The organism is Sphingopyxis sp. SE2 (genome assembly GCF_032227185.1).
Classification (GTDB): Bacteria; Pseudomonadota; Alphaproteobacteria; order Sphingomonadales; family Sphingomonadaceae; genus Sphingopyxis.
In genome coordinates this window covers 3,842,907-3,861,227 of sequence record NZ_JAPMXW010000001.1, presented here as the reverse complement: position 1 = coordinate 3,861,227, position 18,321 = coordinate 3,842,907, and the positions used below count along the sequence as shown (strand labels likewise).

The 18,321-nt window shown below is 68.0% G+C and carries 6 protein-coding genes and 1 tRNA gene; 3 read left to right on the top strand and 4 right to left on the bottom strand.

Annotation, left to right across the window (positions count from 1 at the left end; genetic code table 11):
• Positions 1–45: 45 nt before the first annotated feature.
• Entirely contained in the window at positions 46–13,260 is a 13,215-nt protein-coding gene (locus OVY29_RS18325) for a VCBS domain-containing protein (RefSeq protein WP_313911888.1), read from the bottom strand.
• Between the two features lie 484 nt (positions 13,261–13,744).
• On the opposite strand from OVY29_RS18325, the gene OVY29_RS18320 reads away from it, so the two are divergent.
• Positions 13,745–14,233, top strand: coding sequence for a PilZ domain-containing protein (locus OVY29_RS18320; RefSeq protein WP_152567633.1), 489 nt, complete (start codon positions 13,745–13,747; stop codon positions 14,231–14,233).
• Positions 14,234–14,355: 122 nt separating this feature from the next.
• Here the strand turns inward: OVY29_RS18320 and OVY29_RS18315 are convergent.
• Positions 14,356–14,430 (bottom strand) — tRNA-Gly (locus OVY29_RS18315).
• Between the two features lie 270 nt (positions 14,431–14,700).
• On the opposite strand from OVY29_RS18315, the gene OVY29_RS18310 reads away from it, so the two are divergent.
• Entirely contained in the window at positions 14,701–15,612 is a 912-nt protein-coding gene (locus OVY29_RS18310; protein ID WP_313911887.1) for a tetratricopeptide repeat protein, read from the top strand.
• Entirely contained in the window at positions 15,612–16,262 is a 651-nt protein-coding gene (locus OVY29_RS18305; protein ID WP_037553268.1) for an LON peptidase substrate-binding domain-containing protein, read from the top strand. Before OVY29_RS18310 ends, OVY29_RS18305 begins: the two co-directional genes overlap by 1 nt.
• Before the next feature lie 2 nt (positions 16,263–16,264).
• Here OVY29_RS18305 and OVY29_RS18300 read toward each other — a convergent pair whose 3' ends face one another.
• Both OVY29_RS18300 and OVY29_RS18295 read right to left on the bottom strand, forming a co-directional pair.
• Positions 16,265–16,948 carry a sigma factor gene (locus OVY29_RS18300; protein ID WP_037553267.1) on the bottom strand — a complete coding sequence of 228 codons (684 nt, stop codon included), beginning with the start codon at positions 16,946–16,948 and terminating at the stop codon, positions 16,265–16,267.
• A gap of 97 nt (positions 16,949–17,045) precedes the next feature.
• On the bottom strand, positions 17,046–18,287 hold the full coding sequence (locus tag OVY29_RS18295; protein WP_037553266.1) for an FAD-dependent monooxygenase: 1,242 nt from the start codon (positions 18,285–18,287) through the stop codon (positions 17,046–17,048).
• Positions 18,288–18,321: the final 34 nt, after the last annotated feature.

Below are 18,321 nucleotides of genomic sequence, written 5' to 3'. Positions count from 1 at the left end.
CTAATCGCCCTCCCACTAGGTCTTTCTGGTCCTGCAATGCGCCGGTCAGGCCGCCGCCACTTGGTGAAGTTCCTGCTCGATCGCCTGATGCGGGACGATCCCCGCCTCAAGAATCACGCGCTGGTCGAGGAATTGCGCCAGATCGAAGGCGGGCGCTTCGACCGCTTCCTGCACGGTTCCGCCGCCCGCGACGGTATCGATCAGCTGGTCGATCGCATTGCTGCCCTCGATCACCTCGGCGAGCACCGCCGTCGCCGCCGGGTCGTGCGCCGCCGCATCGGCGATGGCGGCTTCGGCGGGCAGCGCGGCGAGCGCGAGCAGCCCGTCCATCACGCCCTGACCCGGCGCCGCATGGTCCGCGACCTGGTCGAACAGCGCATCCGCGCCGCGATCGGCGTCCGCATCGCCGGCCGCATCGGTGCGCCAGTCGCCGCGATCCGTATCGATCGAAGCGGGCGCCGCGTCGTCGTGGGTGGCGGCGGGCGGCACGGGCCGAGCCTCCTCTACCCGTTCGTGTGCGGTTTCGGCCACGATGTGCGTCGCGACCGCATGGACGTTTTCGGCCGCCGCGACGCCGCTTTCATAGGCCGCTTCGATGGTGACGACATTTTCGCTCACGCTCTTGCCCGTCGCCGGGCCGTCCGGCCGCACGTCATGCGCGATGGCGATCAACGACGCGGCGACCAGCGAGCCGGCCAGCGCCTGATTGCCCGCCGTGCGTTCGATGTCGTTCGCGGCGCGCGGGGCGATGAACGAAACGTCGCCGACCGCGGCGGTGCTGCCGTCGGTGCGCGTGAAGCTCGCCTCGCCATGGACGATCACCTCGCCGTCGCCCGCGACATAGGCTTTGCCGTCGGAGGTCAGCGCGATGCTGGCGATGCCGAGGTCGGCGAGCGAGCGGAACTCGCCCGCGTCGGTGACGCCGTCGCCGTTCGCATCCTGCCACACGCCGAAGCTGGCGAATTCGGCGTCGGCGGCGCTGAGCTTGCCGTCGCCATTGCTGTCATATTGCAGGCGCAGCCCTTCGAGATCGGTCGAGCCGGCGACCGAAAAGCTGATCTCGCCGCCGTCATTGGCGATGCCGTCGCCGTTGGCGTCGCGGACGAGGATGCCGTCGCCGCGACCCGCCCACGAGGTCGCCTCGCGCACGCCGTCGCCGTCATGGTCGAAGGCGGCGCCCGCCGACGACGACACGAAATCGAGCCCGTCGCCGCCGAGATCGAGCGTCACCGGGGTGACGCGCGTGCCGATCAGCGTGTTCAAATTGGTGATCGTGACGCCCTGCAGCTCGACGAGAATGTCGTTGGCGGGGTTCGGACTGGTTCCGACCTGCTGATAGACGAAGGTCCGCGTGCCCGCGACGAAAGCGACGGTCGTCCCCGCGGGGCCGAGGTCGTTGCGTTGCAGATAGTCGACCGCCGCCGCGACGTGGGCATCGCTCGACAGGGTGAGCGCGTTCGCGAAGCTATCATTGTCGTCGAACGTCATCACGCCATCGGCGACCGAATGCGAGCGGATCGCTTGTCCGCTGATCGTCAGAACCGAGTTTGTTCCGTTCACCGCGCCATTCCCGTCGGGGACCGGGGTTCCGGGCAGGTTCAAAATATCGGCCGCGAGATTGAAATCGGTAATCACGTCGTGCCCCGTGATCGTCCCGCCATTGCCGGTGCCGCCCAGCGTCGGGCGACTGTCGCCAGCGTTGAAGAGGTAGGTGTCGCCCCCGGTCCCGCCGGTCATGACATCGCGGCCCGTGCCGCCCTGGATCAGGTCGTCGCCACCCCCGGCGTTGATCGTGTCATTGCCTTCCTGACCAAGAATGACGTCGTTCCCGCCGCCGGCATTGATCGTGTCGTTGCCGCCCGTCCGGCCGCTTTCCTGCGCCAGCGCGGTGTAGTTGGCGCGGATATAGGCGATCGTGTCCTGACGATTCCAGTCGGCGCCATTGCCGGCGGGATCGATCGATTCGGCGTTCACCCGGCCTTCGAGCGTCTGGAACACCGCCCAGCCCGATCCCGGCGACAGGTTGACGCCAAGCTGCGCCGCGAGAGCGTCGGTATAAAGCACGTCGCCGAAAATGACGTCGGCACCCTCGCCGCCGGTGATCGTATCGGCTCCCGCCGCGGCGAGGTCGGTCGAGCCGCCGAGCACCTGCAGCACCGCCGCGAGCTGTTCGGCCGACGTCGCGTTGGTCGCGCTGCCGGTTCCGCCCGAAGCATTGCCGTCCTCGACGTCGCTGAGCCGCGCCAGCAGGCTCGCGTTGACGTTGATCCCCACCGAATCGATCGAATAGCCCGTCGCGAGGATCTGCTGCGGTTCGTTCGTGCCGTCCGAGCCCAGCACCTGGTTCATCGAATTCTGGACATTGGTGGCGTCGCTGTCGTCGCCGTTGCCGCCAGTGTTCCAGACGGTCGGGTTGCCGTCGGACACGAATACGACCTTGTTGACGTCGGCGCCGGCAATGCCGTTACCGCCGTTGATCCAGCTCAGCGCATCCTGCAGCCCGTCCTCATAATTGGTGCTGCCCGAGGCGGTCATCCCGTTGACGGCCGCCTTCGCGGCCGTGACCTGCGCCGCCTGGACGACGCCGTTCACGATCAGGTCGAAGGTCCCCAGATTGTCGCCGTCGCCATCGAAATCGATCACGGTGATCCGGACGTCAAGCGCGCCCGATTGCGACAGGCTGTCGATCAGCGCGTTGACGCCGTTCTTGAGCGCCTGCATCCGCGAAATCGTACCGCCCCCGAAGGCGATCTGGGTCGTCATGCTGCCCGAGCTGTCGAGCACGAGCACGACATTCGCCTGCTGCCCCTCGGTGATCGTCACCGAGCCGGGGTCGCCGACGAGCGTGTCGTCGAAGGCGCCGCCCTGGATCGCCCCGTCGGGCAGGCCCTGCGGGTTGGCGACGACATGGTCGGTCGGCTCGCCGCCGACGTCGCCGGTGGCCGATCCGACGACGAGGAGCGGCGACGCGGTGGTGATCGCCAGCGAGCCCGGCGCGGTGTCGCCGTCGCCATCGACGATGGCCACGGGCACATTGAAATTCACCGGATTTTCGGTCTGCACGACCGCGCCGAAGTCGCCGATCTTGAAGGTGTCGCCGCCCGCGTGGTGGAATTCGATGCTGTTGTAGCCGTCGGCGGTGAAGCCCGCGACCACCGCGTTCGAAACAACCCCGGCGACGGTCGCCTCGCCGTTGCTGAAGGTGACGGTGAAGTTCTGCCCGCCGACATTATAGGTGCCGTTGGCGGTCACCGAGAGCGTCGCATTGTTATAGCTGATCGCGACCTTGGTGATCGTATCCTTGATGCCGTCCCCGATATCATTGTCGGTATCGACATCGTCGCGCGCGACCAGCCGGACGCTGCTGCTGCTGTTGATATTGGTGAACAGCGCCGACGCGCCGTTCGCGGTATAGTGCGAATCAAAGGCGTGGTTCTGGTTCGCCAGAACCCCATAGTCCTGCCCGTTGCCGGGCGAGCCGGTGAGGTCGATAACGAAATCGACGCGCACTGCCTCGGTCGGCCCGACATTATTGTTGTCGACGCCGGTTTCGGTGTTGTTCGCGTTGACGGTGCCGCCGTCGGCATTATTCTTCATCGGCGTGATCAATATGTCCTGGCTGTTGTTGTCGCCCGCCTTCACGAAACCGACCCACGCGGTGTTGCCGCCGACGAAGTCATAGCCGCCGCTGTTGAAATCGACCGTCGCGGTCGAATCGAGCTTCTGCACCATCTCGACCTGATACTGGTCGGCATGGCCCGCGGGTTGCAGGCGGATGATGAAGACGTCGTCGCCGTTCGGCTTTTCGGCGGTCAGCACGGTGCCGTTTGCCGAAATGACATAGGTCAGCGCCTGGCCGCCCGAGGTCAGATTCTGGCCCTGGAGCGCGGCGATCGTCGCGGCGGTGAAGATCACGCTTCCGGGGCCATCGCCGCCGTAATTATTGTCGACGTCGCCGTCGCTGTCGAGCGACTGATAGACCGACGAGCCGGGCGCGTTGATCAGCGCGGCGGCCAGCGGCGCGATGGCAACCGGCGAATCATCCTCGAGACCGATCGTCAGCGCACTCGCATTGGTGACCGTCGTCGTGCCGTCGTAGGCGCTGACGGGCACGACGAGCGACAGTGCATCCTCCTGCGTCGTGTCGGGGTGGTCGATCGGCCCCGACAGCGTCACGGTGTAATTGCCGCCATTGTCGATCGCGACGCTGATGATCGTTTCGGTCCCGACCTTGCCGAGCAGGAGCTGCGGGTTGGTCGTGTCCCACACGATCGGCTGGCCGCCCGAGAACAGCGCCGTCGCGGGCGCGCCGAGCGACAGCGTCAGCGGATCGCCATCGGGGTCGCCGACCGCGATCGTGCCGGTGCGGAGCGTGAGGTCGGTCGTGTCGACGGTCCCGGCGCTATCGGGAAAACCGCCCGCCAGACCTTCGTCCGACACCGCGGTCGTCGCCGATCCGATCGTCGGCAGGTCGTTCGTGCCGTTGATCGTGATCGTCAGCGTCGTCGTCGAAGTGTCGCCGTCGCCGTCGGTGATCGTGTAGGTGAAGGTCTCGGTCAGCGTCTCTCCGACACCGAGCGCCTGCACCGCCGCATTGCCGTTGTTCAGCGCATAGGTGTAGCCGCCGCCCGCGTTCAGCGTCAGCGAGCCGTAGCTGCCGCCCACCGCAGCACCGACATTGCCTGCGACCGCCGTCGCCGACGTCCCCGCCGCGACGCCGGTTACCGTAGCGCCATCGGCGCCAGCGGTGTCGGCGCTGCCCGGCGCGTTGGCGGTTCCGACGCCGGTGATGACATTGCCCGTCGCGTCGCCGGCATCCTCGGCCACCGCATCGGTGTCGGGGCGCGCGGTCGGCACGTCGTCGATGATCGCGATCGACAGGAGGCTGTCGACATTGTCGCCGTCGGTGTCGGTAAGTTCGACGGTGAAATCCTCGAACAGGCTGTTCTCGCCCTGGACGCTCGCATGCGTTTCGGCCGCGTTCAGCGTATAGCTGTAGCTGACCTCGCCGGTCGCGGCATTATAGGCCGTGATGTTCAGCATATTGCCGAGCGGCGTCGGGATCGCCGCGGGCGTGAAGACGCCGTTGTTGATCACCTGCACGCCGTGGATCGACAGATCCGCGACGCCGTCGGGCGCCGAGATATTGAAGCTGCCCGTCGTGGTCAGCGATTCCTTGGTCGTGTCCGACCCGGCGGGCAGGTCGTCCTCGTCCACCGTCGCGTCGCCGCCATCCAGCTTGGGCGTCAGATTGGTGATCGTCACCCCGTCGTCGGTGCCGGTCAGCGTCACCGTCAGCGTCGCGGGATCGCTATCGCCGTCCTTGTCGGTCAGCGTATAGGTGAAGACATCGGTCAGCGTCGCCCCGGGCGCCAGCGCATCGATGGCGGCCTGTCCGGCGGGCGTGAGCGTATAGGTCTGCGTCCCATCGCCATTGATCGTGATCGTGCCGTAGCTGCTGGTCAGGCTGGTGAAGCTGCGGCTGCCGAAGCCGTCGGCGCCGTTGTTGTCGTTGGTGTCGACATCGAAGGTGACGAAGCTCGGACCGCCTTCGGTCAGTCCCGCGCTGTCGTCCTCCGCCACCGGCGCGTCGTCCCGGAAGACGAGGTTCTGGCCGATATTCGCCGTTGCCGCCGCCGTGTCGCCGTCGCCGTCGGTGACCGTCGCGGTCAGGGTGATCAGGTTGTCGGCGACCAGACCCGTCGGCTGATCGGCCCCGCTGTCGGGCGTATGGACCACGGCGCGGATCTGGTCGAGCGTGACCGTCCCGTTCGCCGCGACGCTGAGCGTGAAGACAAGCGCGTCCGACGTCGCGGTCCGCCCCTCGACCACGCCGCCGACGACGCTGAGGACGACGGCTTCGTTGGTGGCGGTGTCGACCAGCCCCGTCGCCCCGGCGTTGATGCCGAGCGCATAGGTCGTCGCATTCGCCGCCGCGGCGCCGTCGGCGCCGAACACCGGCGTGAACACCGAAGCGAAGCTGGCCTGTGCATCGATGCCGAGCGCGGTTTCATCGACCGTCAGGACCGGCTGCGCGCCGCCTGCGGTCACCGTCGGCGCATCGTCGTCGAAGGTAATTTCGAGCGTGCCGTTCGCGGGCGACCCGTCGCTGTCGGTAACGGTGAAGGTCAGCGTCGCGGTGGCGTCATTCTCGTCGCCGCCGGCGGCGTGCAGGACATTGTCGAGCAATGTCACCTTATAGGCGCCCGCCGCGCTGTCGGTCACTTCGACGGTAAACAGGGGGCCGCGCGGACCCGTGCCGGTCAGCGTGCCGGTGCCCGCGTTCCAGGCGAGCTGGACCGATTCCTGACCGACATTGACGAACAGCCCGTCCATCGCGGCGAAATCGACCGAACCCGCGCCGTCGCCCCCGAAATCGAGGTTCAGCAGGCCGCTGAAGGTCGCCTGATCATTGTCGCCATCGCTGTTCGGATCGGGCAGGTCGCCCGCGGTGCTCGCCGGATTGCCGCCGGCGAGCGCGTCGTCGTCGACCGACGCCTGCGTCTCGCCCGCGGTCGGGACATTGGCATCGGTGATCGTGAAGCTGATCGCCGCCGTCGCGGTGTCGTTATCGCCGTCGGTGACCGTATAGGTCGCCGAGGCGCTCCCCGTCCCCGGCACCGCGGCATCGGCGGTGAAGCTGTAGCTGCCGTCGGTCTTTACCTTGATCGTGCCGTCGCCGATGTCGATGGCCTGCGAGAAACCGTCGCCGCCGAATATCAGCGTCGTGCCGTTGATCGCCGTGACGCTGGCGCCGTCGGCGCCCTCGACGAAATCGAGCGTGCCGGTGACGGTCGCGCCCTCGGCGACATTCTGGTTCGGCTCGGGCGAAGCCGCCGGCACGTCATCGATGACCCGGACGTCGAGGCTGGCATTTCCAACCGACCCGTCGCTGTCGGTGACGGTGACCGCAAAACTGTCGATCACATTGTCCTCGCCCGCCGCCGGATGGGTCAGCGTATTGTCATCGAGCACATATTCGTAAGTGAAGGTGCCGCCGATCACCGAACCGTCGCTCGCGGTGACGGGGGTAAAGCCGGTGATCGTCACCGTGCCGAACGCACTCGTCGTCGTCAGGCCGGGCGTGAAGACGCCGTTCGTCATCACCTGCGCGGTGCCGATGGTGACGTCGTCGAGACCGTCGGGCGCGGTGACGGTGAAGTCGCCCGTCTGGGTCAGCGCCGCGGCATCGGGCGACGATCCGTCGGGAAGATCGTCTTCGTTCACGACCTCCTCGCCGCCGGGGACCGCAAGGCCATTGATCGTCACGCCGTCGTTGGCGCCGTTGATCGTGATCGTCAGCGTCGTCGTCGCGGGATCGCCGTCGCTGTCGGTGATCGTGTAGGTGAAGGTCTCGGTCAGCGTCTGACCGGCGGAGAGGCCCTGCACCGCGCTGTTCGCATTATCGAGCGCATAGGAATAGCTGCCGTCGGCGTTCAGGGTCAGCGTGCCATAGGTGCTGACGAGCGGCGCGCCGACCGTGCCGCCAACGAGCGCGGTGACGGCCGCACCGTCGACGCCCTGCGTATCGGCGGCGCCATCGGTGGCGTTCGCGTCACCGCCGCCGCTGCCCGTCAACACATTGCCGTCCGCGATCAGCGCGCCGTCCTCGGTCACGCTGTCGACATCGGGGTTCGCCGCCGGAATATCGTCGATGACCTGCACGGTGACGACGCCGGTTGCGGGGTCGCCGTCGGTATCGGTCGCCTGCACGGTGACCGTTCCCAGCGCCTGCGTCTGCGCGGCATTGGCGATCGCGTGCGGCAGATTGTCGGCGAGGGTGACGGTGACGCTGGCATTCGCCGTCGCGCCGGGCGCGATGCTCGCGGGCGCGGTCAGGCTGATCGTAATCGCGGCGGGCCCGCCCAGCGTCAGCGAGCCGGTGATCGTCTGCCCGTCGGGCGCCATCGACCAGAAGATGTCGGTGCCGGCGCCGTCGAGATTGGCGACAAGGCCCGCGACGCCGGTAAAGGCGAAGCCCGAGAGCGTGTCCGACCCCGCGGTGAAGGCAAGGATGCCGCTGTCGGTCTCGTCCGGGCTTGCCGGATTGCTGCCGATGCCGTCGATCGCCGCCTCGTTCACGGTCAGCGTGACCGGCGTCGCGTTCACCGGGCCTGCGCCGTCGGCGATCGCGATCGTCAGGCTGTCCGACGTCGGATCGCCATCGCGATCGACCGCCGACAGGGTAAAGGTCGCGGACGGATTCGCGGCGTCATCCTGATCGTTCGCCGCCGCGAAGCTGAAGCTGCCGTCTGCGCCCACCGTCAGCGTGCCCGTCGGCTGCGCGATCGACACGCTGCTCCCCGGCGTCAGCGACAGCGTGGCGCTGCCGCTGCCGAAGCTGACGAACACCGACGCGACGCCGTCGGCGCCCTGATCGAGCGTCCATGTGCCGTTCACGGTCGCGCCTTCGACGACGCTCACCGGCGTGTCGGAGACGTTGAGCGTCGGCAGATCGTCGACGATCGTGACGTCGAACGCGCCCGACGACTGGGTGCCGTCGCTGTCGGTGACGGTGAAGCCGATGCCCGCGAGCAGATCGCTGTCCTCGATGCCGGGCAGCGCCTGATCGACCGCCTGCGACAATGTGACCGTATAGCCATAGGTGACTTCGGTCGCGCCTGGGCCGGCAACCGCGCTCGTCAGCGCGATGCGGATCACCTCGGCGCCGCCGACCGAGCCGACGAGATCGTCGCCGTCCTTGGCGAAGGTCACCGGAACGGCGCCGACGGTAAGCTGCGTGTCGAGCGCGCCGCTGTCGTTCAGGACAAGCGAACCGGCGAGCGCCGCCGGCACGTCGCTGCCGAAATCGACGGTGATCGTCCCGGCCGCGCTCGCGCTGCCGGTCGAGGTCACTTCGCCGGCGAGGCCATTGTCGGCATTGGCGCCCGAAAGCCCGTCCTCGTCGACCGTCACATCATCGGCATTGCGGATCTGCGGCGCCGAATCGGCGACGAGCGTGATCGTCGCAGTGGCGACGTCGGTGTCGCCGTCGCCGTCGGTGATGCGATACTGGAAGCTGACGGTGCCGCTTTCCTGCGCCGCGGGGGTATAGGTGAAGCTGCCGTCGCCATTGTTGACGAGCGTGCCTGTGCCGGTCAGCGATCCGGCCACCAGCTCGACCGCCCCCGGCTGCACGCTGTCGGCGCCCTCGACGTCGTTGGCGAGCACATCGATCGTGACCGGCGCATTTTCCAGCGTCTGCGTCGTACCGTCGTCGATCGCGTCGGGCACGTCGTCGGTGATGCGGATGTCGATCGCCGCGCTGGCGGTCGAGCCGTCGGCATCGGTGACGGTGACGCCGACGCTGTCGGTGCGGTCGTCCTGTCCGGCGGCGGGGTGGTCGGTGCGGTTGTCGGTCAGCGTATAGCTGTAGGTGAAGCTGCCGCCGATCACCGAACCGTCGGCGCCGATGACCGGCGTGAAGCCGGTGACCGAGAGCGTGCCATAGGCGGTCGCGACCGATTGCGGCGTAAAGCTGCCGTCGGCGGTGACGAGCGTCAGCGGCGCGCCGAGCGGCACGCCGTTGAAGCTGTCGAGCACGACGCTGCCCATGCCGTCGGGGGTCGATATGGTGAAGCTGTCGCCGTCGGTCACGCCGTCGGGGGTCGTATCCGACCCCGGCGCTTCGCCGGCGCGCACCGGCAGATCATCCTCGTCGACGAACAGCTCGGCGCCCTCGGCATCGAGCCCCTCGATCGTCACGCCGTCGTCGGCGCCATCGATCGTGATCGTCAGCGTCGTCGTCGCGGGATCGCCGTCGCCGTCGGTGATCGTATAGGCGAAGACTTCGGTCAGCGTCTCGCCCGCCGACAGGCCCTGCACCGGCTGCGCCGCATTGTTCAGGACATAGCTGTAGCTGCCGTCGCTGTTCAGCGTCAGCGTGCCATAAGCGCCCGCCAGCCCCGCGCCGACGCTGCCTGCCGTCCCGCCGAAGCCGACCGCGGTCACGCTCGCGCCGTCGGCGCCCTGCGTATCGAGGACGCCGTCGGTGCCGTTCGCGTCCCCGCCGCCGCTGCCGGTCAGCACATTGCCGTTGGCGGTCAGCGGCCCGTCCTCGGTCACGCTGTCGGTGTCGGGGCGCGCCGTCGGCACGTCATCGACGATATCGATCACCAGCGTGTCGGTCGCGGTGTCGCCGTCGCTGTCGGTCACCACCGCGGTGAAGCTGTCGAAGCTGTCGTCCCCCGACGTGTTGGTGGTGAGCGTATAGCTGTAGCTGTAGGCGCCGCCGCCGACCGTCACGGTCAGCACGCCGACAGGCGTCGTCACGGTGCCGCCGGCGGTCACATCGACGCCGTTGATCACGAGCGATGCGACGCTGTCGTTGCCCGTGGTCAGCGTGAAGCTGCCCGTCGCCGTCTCGCTGTTCGAGGCGAAGCTTGAGCCGTTCGGCAGCCCCGCCTCGTCGACGTTGTTGTCGGCGCCCAGATCGATCGTCGGGATCGAATCCTTCGCGAGCGTCACCGTCACCGTCGCGGTCGACGTATCGCCGTCGCCGTCGGTGATCGTGTAGGTGAAGCTGTCCTCGCCCTCCTGCCCCGCCGTCGGGGTATAGGTGAAGGTGCCGTCGCCATTGTAGACGACCGTCCCTTTCGCCGGCGCGGTCGCGAGCGCGACGCCCGTCGCGGGATCGACGCCGTCGGCGCCGCGAACGTCGTTCGCCAGCACGTCGATGACGACCGGCGTGTCTTCGGCCGCGCCGGCGCCGTCGTCGGCCGCGTCGGGGACATCGTCGATGATGCGCACGTCGAGGCTGGCGTTCGCGCTCGATCCGTCGCTGTCGGTGACGGTGACGGCAAAGCTGTCGGTGACGTCGTCCTCGCCGGCGTTCGCGTGGGTCAGCGTGTTGTCGGCAAGGACATATTCATAAGTGAAACTGCCGCCGATCACCGAGCCGTCGGCGCCGGTGACGGGCGTGAATCCGGTGATGTTGATGGTCCCAAGCGGACTGGTCGCGGTGCCGGGGGTGAAGACGCCGTTGGTCACGACCTGCACCCCGCCGACGCTCACATTCCCGAGCCCGTCGGGGGTCGAGACGCTGAAGCTGCCGTCCTGCGTCAGCGCGGCGGCGTCGGGTGACGACCCGTCCGCAAGATCATCCTCGTCGACGGTGAGCTCGGCGCCCTCGGCGTCGAGGCCGTCCACCGTCACGCCGTCGTCGGTGCCGTTGATCGTGATAGTCAGCGTCGTCGTCGAGGTGTCGCCGTCGCCGTCGGTGATCGTGTAGGTGAAGGTCTCGGTCAGCACCTCGCCCGCCGAAAGCCCCTGCACCGGCTGCGATGCGTTATCGAGCACATAGCTGTAGCTGCCGTCGCCGTTCAGCGTCAGCACCCCATAGGCGCCGGCGAGCGGTTCGCCGACGCTGCCGCCCGCCAGCCCGGTCACGACCGCGCCGTCGGCGCCTTGAGTGTCGACGACGCCGTCGGTCGCATTGGCGTCGCCGCCACCCAAGCCCGTCAAAACATTGCCGTCGGCGGTCGCCGGACCGTCTTCGGTCACGCTGTCGCTGTCGGCGCGCGCGGCCGGCGCGTCGTCGACGATCGATATGTCGAGCGTATCCGACGCCGCGTCGCCGTCGGCATCGGTGATGACGAGGTCGAAGCTGACCGTCGTGCCGTCGCCGTCGAGCGTGTTGTCGATAAGATTATAGACATAGGTGACCGACCCTTCGCCGGTCGCGGGATCGAAATTGTAGCCGGTGACGACGAGCGTTCCGGTCGCGTCGCTCGCAATCGTCTGCGGCAGCGATCCCGGCGTCACGGCCATGCCGCGGATCGACACGCTGCCGACGCCGTCGACCGCAGTGAAGGTGATGGTGCCGCTGGTCGAAGCGCCACCACCTTCACCGCCCCCGAAGGCCGAACCCGGGGTCTCGCCGTCGCGGCCCGGCAGGTCGGCTTCGTATACGATGGTCCCGTCATCACCTTCGCCCGGGACGAAGGTGATGACGGTCGGCGCATCGGCGATACGGATGGTCAGGGTCGCCGTCGATGTATCGCCGTCGCCGTCGGTAATCTGATAGGAGAAAACATCGTCGACGCCGCCGGGCGTGCCGGGATCGCGGACGTAGGTATAACTGCCGTCGGCAGCGATCGTCAGCGCGCCATATTGGCCCTGAACCGTCCCCGGCGCCGCGAAGCCGCCCTCGCCGTCGGCGCCGCGGATGCCCGTCAGCACCGCATCGTCGGCGCCCGGCGTGTCGGCGCCCGCTGCGCCGCTGCTCGTCCCCGCGCCGGTCAGCACATTGCCCGTCTCGGGCGCGAAGCTGCCCGCCGCGACCGCGTCGCTATCGGCGCGCGCGGTCGGGACGTCGTCGACGACGTCGATCGTCAGCGTCGCGGTCGCGGTGTCGCCGTCGCGGTCGGTGACGACGACGGTGAAGATATCGGTCGGGTCGGCATTCGCATCGCTGTTGTCGGCGAGCGTATAGCTGTATCCGACATTGCCCGGCGCCAGGCTGGTGATCGTCAGCTGGCCGAGCGGGGTCGCGATGACCTGGCCGACCGCGGTAATCGCGGTGCCGTTGATCGTGATCGCGCCCACGCCGTCGGCGGCGTCATAGACGATCGATCCGGTGGTGGTTTCGCTGTTCGCCTCGCTGTCGCTACCCGCGGGTTCCTCGCCGCGCGCCGGAAGCCCCGCCTCGTCGACGCTCGCCGTGGCGGCCACGGCCCCGGCGGGCTGGTCGGGCGTGACGATGACCACTTCGGGCTCGTCGTCGGGAAGGTCGGGGATCAGCTCGCGGTCTTCGGGCTGCGGAAAGGCGAGTTCGGTGTAGGGCAGGAGGTCGCCGAGCGCATAGGCGTCCTGGATCGGGCCTTCGGGGTCGGCGAAATTGCCGCCCGAGCTGCGCGTGCCGGCCTCGGGATTGAGCTCGCCCAGATTGTCGAGCAGCTGCGCGACCGTGCTCGCGGGCACGGTGTCGCCGTCGATGACGATCGACGGAATATCCACCGCGCCGTTCGGAATGATCAGCACCTGCCCGTTCGGCAGCGTGACGATCAGGTCGGCGCCCGACACGCTGATGTCGTCGATCGACGCGCCGGCGGGCAGGACGACGCGCCCGCTCGCGTCGGGAAGGAGGATCGCCTGGATCGCCAGCGGCAGCGCCGATGCGGCCGCGGTGACCTGTGCGGCAGCGGCCAGGAATTGGCTATCCGCTACGGCCTGGTTCGACCGGTCCGCCGATGCGCCCTCCCCGCCTCCGCCTTGAGGCCCCGTGATTCCGTTGCGGGCCGGATTGTCGAAAGAATCCATGGCTATTTTCCTCGCACGCACTTCACCCCGCCGCGAATGCAGCAAAGCAAAATCCACCAATGTCAGTGCGACCCACTGTCCGAGCGACTCGGACCTTCCCCACCCATCAGGAGAGCATGGATTCTCGAGACTCCGCAAGCGCGTTAACAATTTTTTAGAAAACACGGTCTCGGACTTAATCTTGCTGCTCTGGAGCGGGATTGATCCGCATAAGAACGTTACTATTCAATAAGATAGTATGACATTTCAAAGCGGCAACCTGTCCGCCCTCCACCCGATTCCGTCCCGATTCGGTCCACAGGATGCAACGGTTCATCGCATAACTCCCCGCCGATGGGGGCAGAATCCGTTTAATTGTTAAGTGCGCGCGCACGGTGCCGACGACATCGCTGCCGGGTATTTTTACGCATCCGGTGCGGCGCCCGGCGACGGCAAGGCAATATTAAACTTGCCGCGCGATGGCTGGTCGTCAAAGGAGACGCCGGTGAGATCGTTGCTGGCCCATATCGCGGAACCCGTCGAGGCGACCGACCGCCGACGAATGCCGCGGCGCACCTTGCGGCTCGACGTCGCGGCGCGCTCGGCGACGAGCGAAGCCGCGGTCGTCATTCGGAACCTGTCGCGAACGGGCCTTTTGATCGAGACCGACGCCCCCTTCGCGCTCGGCGAAACCTTTCTGCTGGTCCTGCCCGAACTGGGCGCCGCGCCGGCGCGCGTCGTGCGCGAGAACGGCCGGCTCTTCGGGTGCGAGTTTCTGGCGCCGGTCCCGGCGAGCGCGATCAGCGCCGCGCTGCTAAAGACGCCGCACGGCGACGGCGCGGCCGATGATGGCGATGCGAGCGCGGCTGGCGATTCCGGCGAGCTTTATTCGCGGCGTCCGTCGAGCGCCTTTCTATTCACGGCGCTGACCGCGCTGTTCACCGCGGTGATCCTGATCTTCATCGTCGCGCTCGCCTCGCTGACCTTCGCCTGACCCTGCGCGCGCGTCCTACATGGAATGCGCGGCCGATGAAGAGATGGAGACGAAGGGAACGGCCGCAAGCAAACGACCCGCCCGAAGGAGGCCGTCGTCTCGCTGCGATTGTCGGAAAATTCTGGAGCGGGCGAAGGGATTCGAACCCTCGACCCCAACCTTGGCAAGGTTGTGCTCTACCCCTGAGCTACGCCCGCTCTGGCGGCTGGAAACCGGTCGGCTCCAGCGGGTGAGGCGGGCGATTAGCACCGGCTTTTTGACTCGGCAACCCCTGATTGCGCATTTTCTCCGAAGGGTTGGCATATCGTCCGCAAATCCCACATAAGCGGGACAAGAGTCCTTTCCGCTTGCGCGGAAGCGGCGCCGGCCCGCTCCCCACCCGGCCTCCCATATCATACAGGTTGTGGGAGGCCGGTGGGGAGCGGGCCGGCGCCGGGACTCACAAATATATAAGGAGCACCCCTTTCGTGGCCACTCTCGGTCTGAATCCGCAGGAAAAGGAAGCCGTCGAAGCATTTCGCCGGGATGTCGTCGAGCCGTCGATGACCAGCCTGGTCATCCTCGATTTCTGGGCCGAATGGTGCGGCCCGTGCAAACAGCTCGGCCCCGTGCTCGAAAAGGTCGCCGCGGATTACGCCGACAAGGGCGTCGTGCTGGTCAAGGTCGACGTCGATGCGAATCGCTTCATCGCCGGCCAGTTCCAGGTGCAGTCGATCCCGACCGTCTATGCGATCTTTCAGGGCCAGCCGGTCGCGAACCTGACCAATGCGCGCACCGAAAGCCAGCTCAAGGCGATTCTCGACCAGTTGCTCGCGCAACTGCCGATCGAAAGCGCGGCGAAGGATCTGGCGGTCGAGATCGCGCCGCTCATCGAAATGGGCGAGAATGTGCTCGCCGAAGGCGACGGCGCGCGCGCCGCGAGCATCTTTGCGCAAATCCTCGACATTGCGCCCGACAATGCCGCGGCGCACGGCGGGCTGATTCGCGCGCTCGTGCTGACGGGCGATGCTGCCGGCGCGCAGGAGGTGCTGGACGCGGTGCCCGCCGGGATCACGGCCGATCCCGCGATCGCGCAGGCGAAGAGCGCCCTCGCGCTTGCCGCGGACGCACCCGACGCGGGCGAACTCACGGCGTTCGAAGCCGCGGTCGCGGCGGACCCCGGCGATCATCAGGCGCGATTCGACCTTGCGAGCGCGCAGATCGGCGCGGGCCAGCGCGATGCTGCCGCCGACAATCTGCTCCACATCGTCGCCGCCGACCGCGAATGGAACGACGATGCGGCGCGCGCGAAATTGCTGTCGCTGTTCGAAGCCGTCGGGCTCGAAGACCCATGGGTCGCCGCGCAACGCCGCCGCCTGTCGCTGATCCTGTTCGGCTGATGAACACCGACGCGCCTTTGACTATCCAGCGGATCGCGATCTTTCCGCTCACCGGCGCGGTGTTGTTTCCCGGGCTGCACCTGCCGCTGCATATTTTCGAGCCGCGCTATTCGGCGATGGTGCAGGAGGTGCTGGCGCGCGACCGGCAGATCGGAATGATCCAGCCGCGCCAGATTCCGGGCGAAGAGGATCGCGAGCCGCCGGCGCTCTATGACGTCGGCTGTGTCGGGCGGATCATCGATGTCGAAGCGCTCGACGAAGGGCGCTTCAACCTTGTGCTTGAAGGCGTCGCGCGCTTTCGCGTCCGCCGCGAACTCGACGTCACCACGCCCTTCCGGCAGGTCGAGGCCGAGATCGAAGTCGAGGCGGAGGACGACGCCGTGCTCGCGAGCATCGAGCGCGCCAGCCTCGAGCGCGAGGCGAAGCGCTTTGCGCAGCGGCAGGGTTATGTCGTCGACTGGGATTCGGTCGGCCAGCTCGACGACGCGACGCTCGTCAACGGCATCGCGCAGGTCGCGCCGTTCGACGCGGCGGCGAAGCAGGCGCTGCTCGAAGCGTCGCCGATCGACGCGCGCGCCGAGTTGGTCGTCCAGCTGATGCAATTCTTCGGTCGCTTCGACAGCGACGACGGGCGCGCGACGCTGCAATAAATTTAGTGGAGCTTGCGGGCTGATGCGTGATGCGCGATGTCGGCGAGCGCGCGGCGCACGACATGGCGGTCGCTTTCGCGCAGGCGCGCGGCGGCGTCGCTTACCGTCAGATGGCGGCGAACGAGTTCCTTCTCGGCCGCAAGCCGCGCATTGCCGCGCGGCCCGCATGACCGGGCGCCGCGGCGGTCGGCCCAATCCGCGACCAGCCGGTCGGCGAGACGCGCGGCGAGATTGTCGGCGGCGCCCTGTTCGGTTTCGATTTCGGCGGCGGGATCGACCAGCCAATCGTCGATGCCCTCCGCCTGCATGGCGTCGAGCGACAGCGTCGCGGTGACGTGACGGCGGCCCGCGCAGCGCTGGTCGCCGTGCAGGCGGTGGCGCAGCGCCTGCAGTTCGGCGCGCAATTGCCAGGTCACATAGGTGGTGAAGCGCGCCCGCGCGGGATCATAATGTTCGGCGGCGCGGTGGAGCGCGATCGCGCACACCTGCGCCGCATCCTCGGCGACGTCGGCGAGGCCATAGCGGCGTGTGAAATAGCGGATCCGCGGCGCCGCCAGCGCCGCGAGGCGTGCGAAGGCGCGATCGGCGAGCGCCCGGGCCCGGGCGCCCGGCATCGCGTCGAGAGCCGTCCGCGCCCGGATATAATCGGTTACCGCCGTCTCGAGCGCATCGCTCTTTGTCGACATGGCCCTGCCCCCATCCTGCCGCGGCGTGGTTGCCGCATGGGTAGGGGATAGGCGGTCATGCTTAGCCGCGACCTGCCGGACGCCTAGGTAATAATACCTAGATTTCTGCTCCCGCGAGCAGGCGCGGCAGGTCGCCCGCCTCGCCGCGCGCCTCGTCCATGAAGAATCGCTTGAGCGCCGGCATATGCTGCACCGCGCCGAGCCCGGTGCGGCGGATCGCGGCGGCGGTGCGCCCCGGGATGCCGAACAGCCGCGTCAGCCCGTCCGTCGCGAGGCTGACCATCATATTGTCGAGCCCGCGCCAGCGCTGATAGCGCGCGAGCAGCGCCGCATCGCCGAGGTCGAGCCCGAGCCGCGCCCCCCCGACGAGCACTTCGGTGAGCGCCGCGACGTCGCGAAGCCCGAGGTTCAGCCCCTGCCCCGCGATCGGGTGGATGCCGTGCGCCGCGTCGCCGACGAGCGCGATGCGGTCGGCGACGATCGAGGCGCTGTGGTGGAAACCGAGCGGATAGGTCATGCGCGGCGCGACGAGTTCCATCGCGCCGAGCACACCGCCCGCGCGTTTCTGCAGTTCGGCGACGAAGCCGCGCTCCCCGAGCTTGGCGAAGCCGGGGCCGTCCTTTTCGGACACGGTCCAGACAAAGGCCGAGCGGTGGCGCCCCCGTTCGTCATCGACGAGCGGCAGCAGCGCGAAGGGCCCCGAGGGATAGAAGATTTCGTGCGCGACATTGCCATGCGGCCTTTCGTGCGCGACCGCGCCGATCATCGCATGATGATGGTAGGACCAGTTGGCGATGCTGAACCCCGTGGCGTCGCGCGTCGGCGAGCGGCGACCCTCGGCCACGACCAGCAGCGGCGCCGCGAGTTTCGTGCCGTCGGCGAGCGTCAGCGTGACGCCATGCCCGTCGATCACGCGCGATACGACGGTCGCGGGCATCCAGAACCGCACCAGCGGCGCATCGGCAAGCGCGGCGGCGAGCGCGAGGCGGAGCTGGCGGTTTTCGACCATCGTGCCGAGCGGCGGGTCGCCGTCGGCGGTGACGAAGTCGAGTTCGCCGCCGCGGCCGCTGTCGGGGGCGCCGTCGCCCACTTTGATCGCGCGGATCGGACAGCCGTGCCCGGCGAGGCGGCCGGCGATCCCCAGCACTTCGAACATCTGCCACGTCGCGCTGGCGATCGCCGAGGCGCGGCCATCGAAGCCGGGCGCGATCGTCGTCACCGGGTCGGCGGGATCGACGATCTGGACCGACAGGCCGTGACGGGCGAGAGCAAGGGCGAGCGCCTGGCCGACAAGGCCGCCGCCCGAAATCAGGACATCGCTGCGCAGCGTTTCTTTCATCGCTTCGCCCTAGCGTGCGGCGGGACGGTTGGAA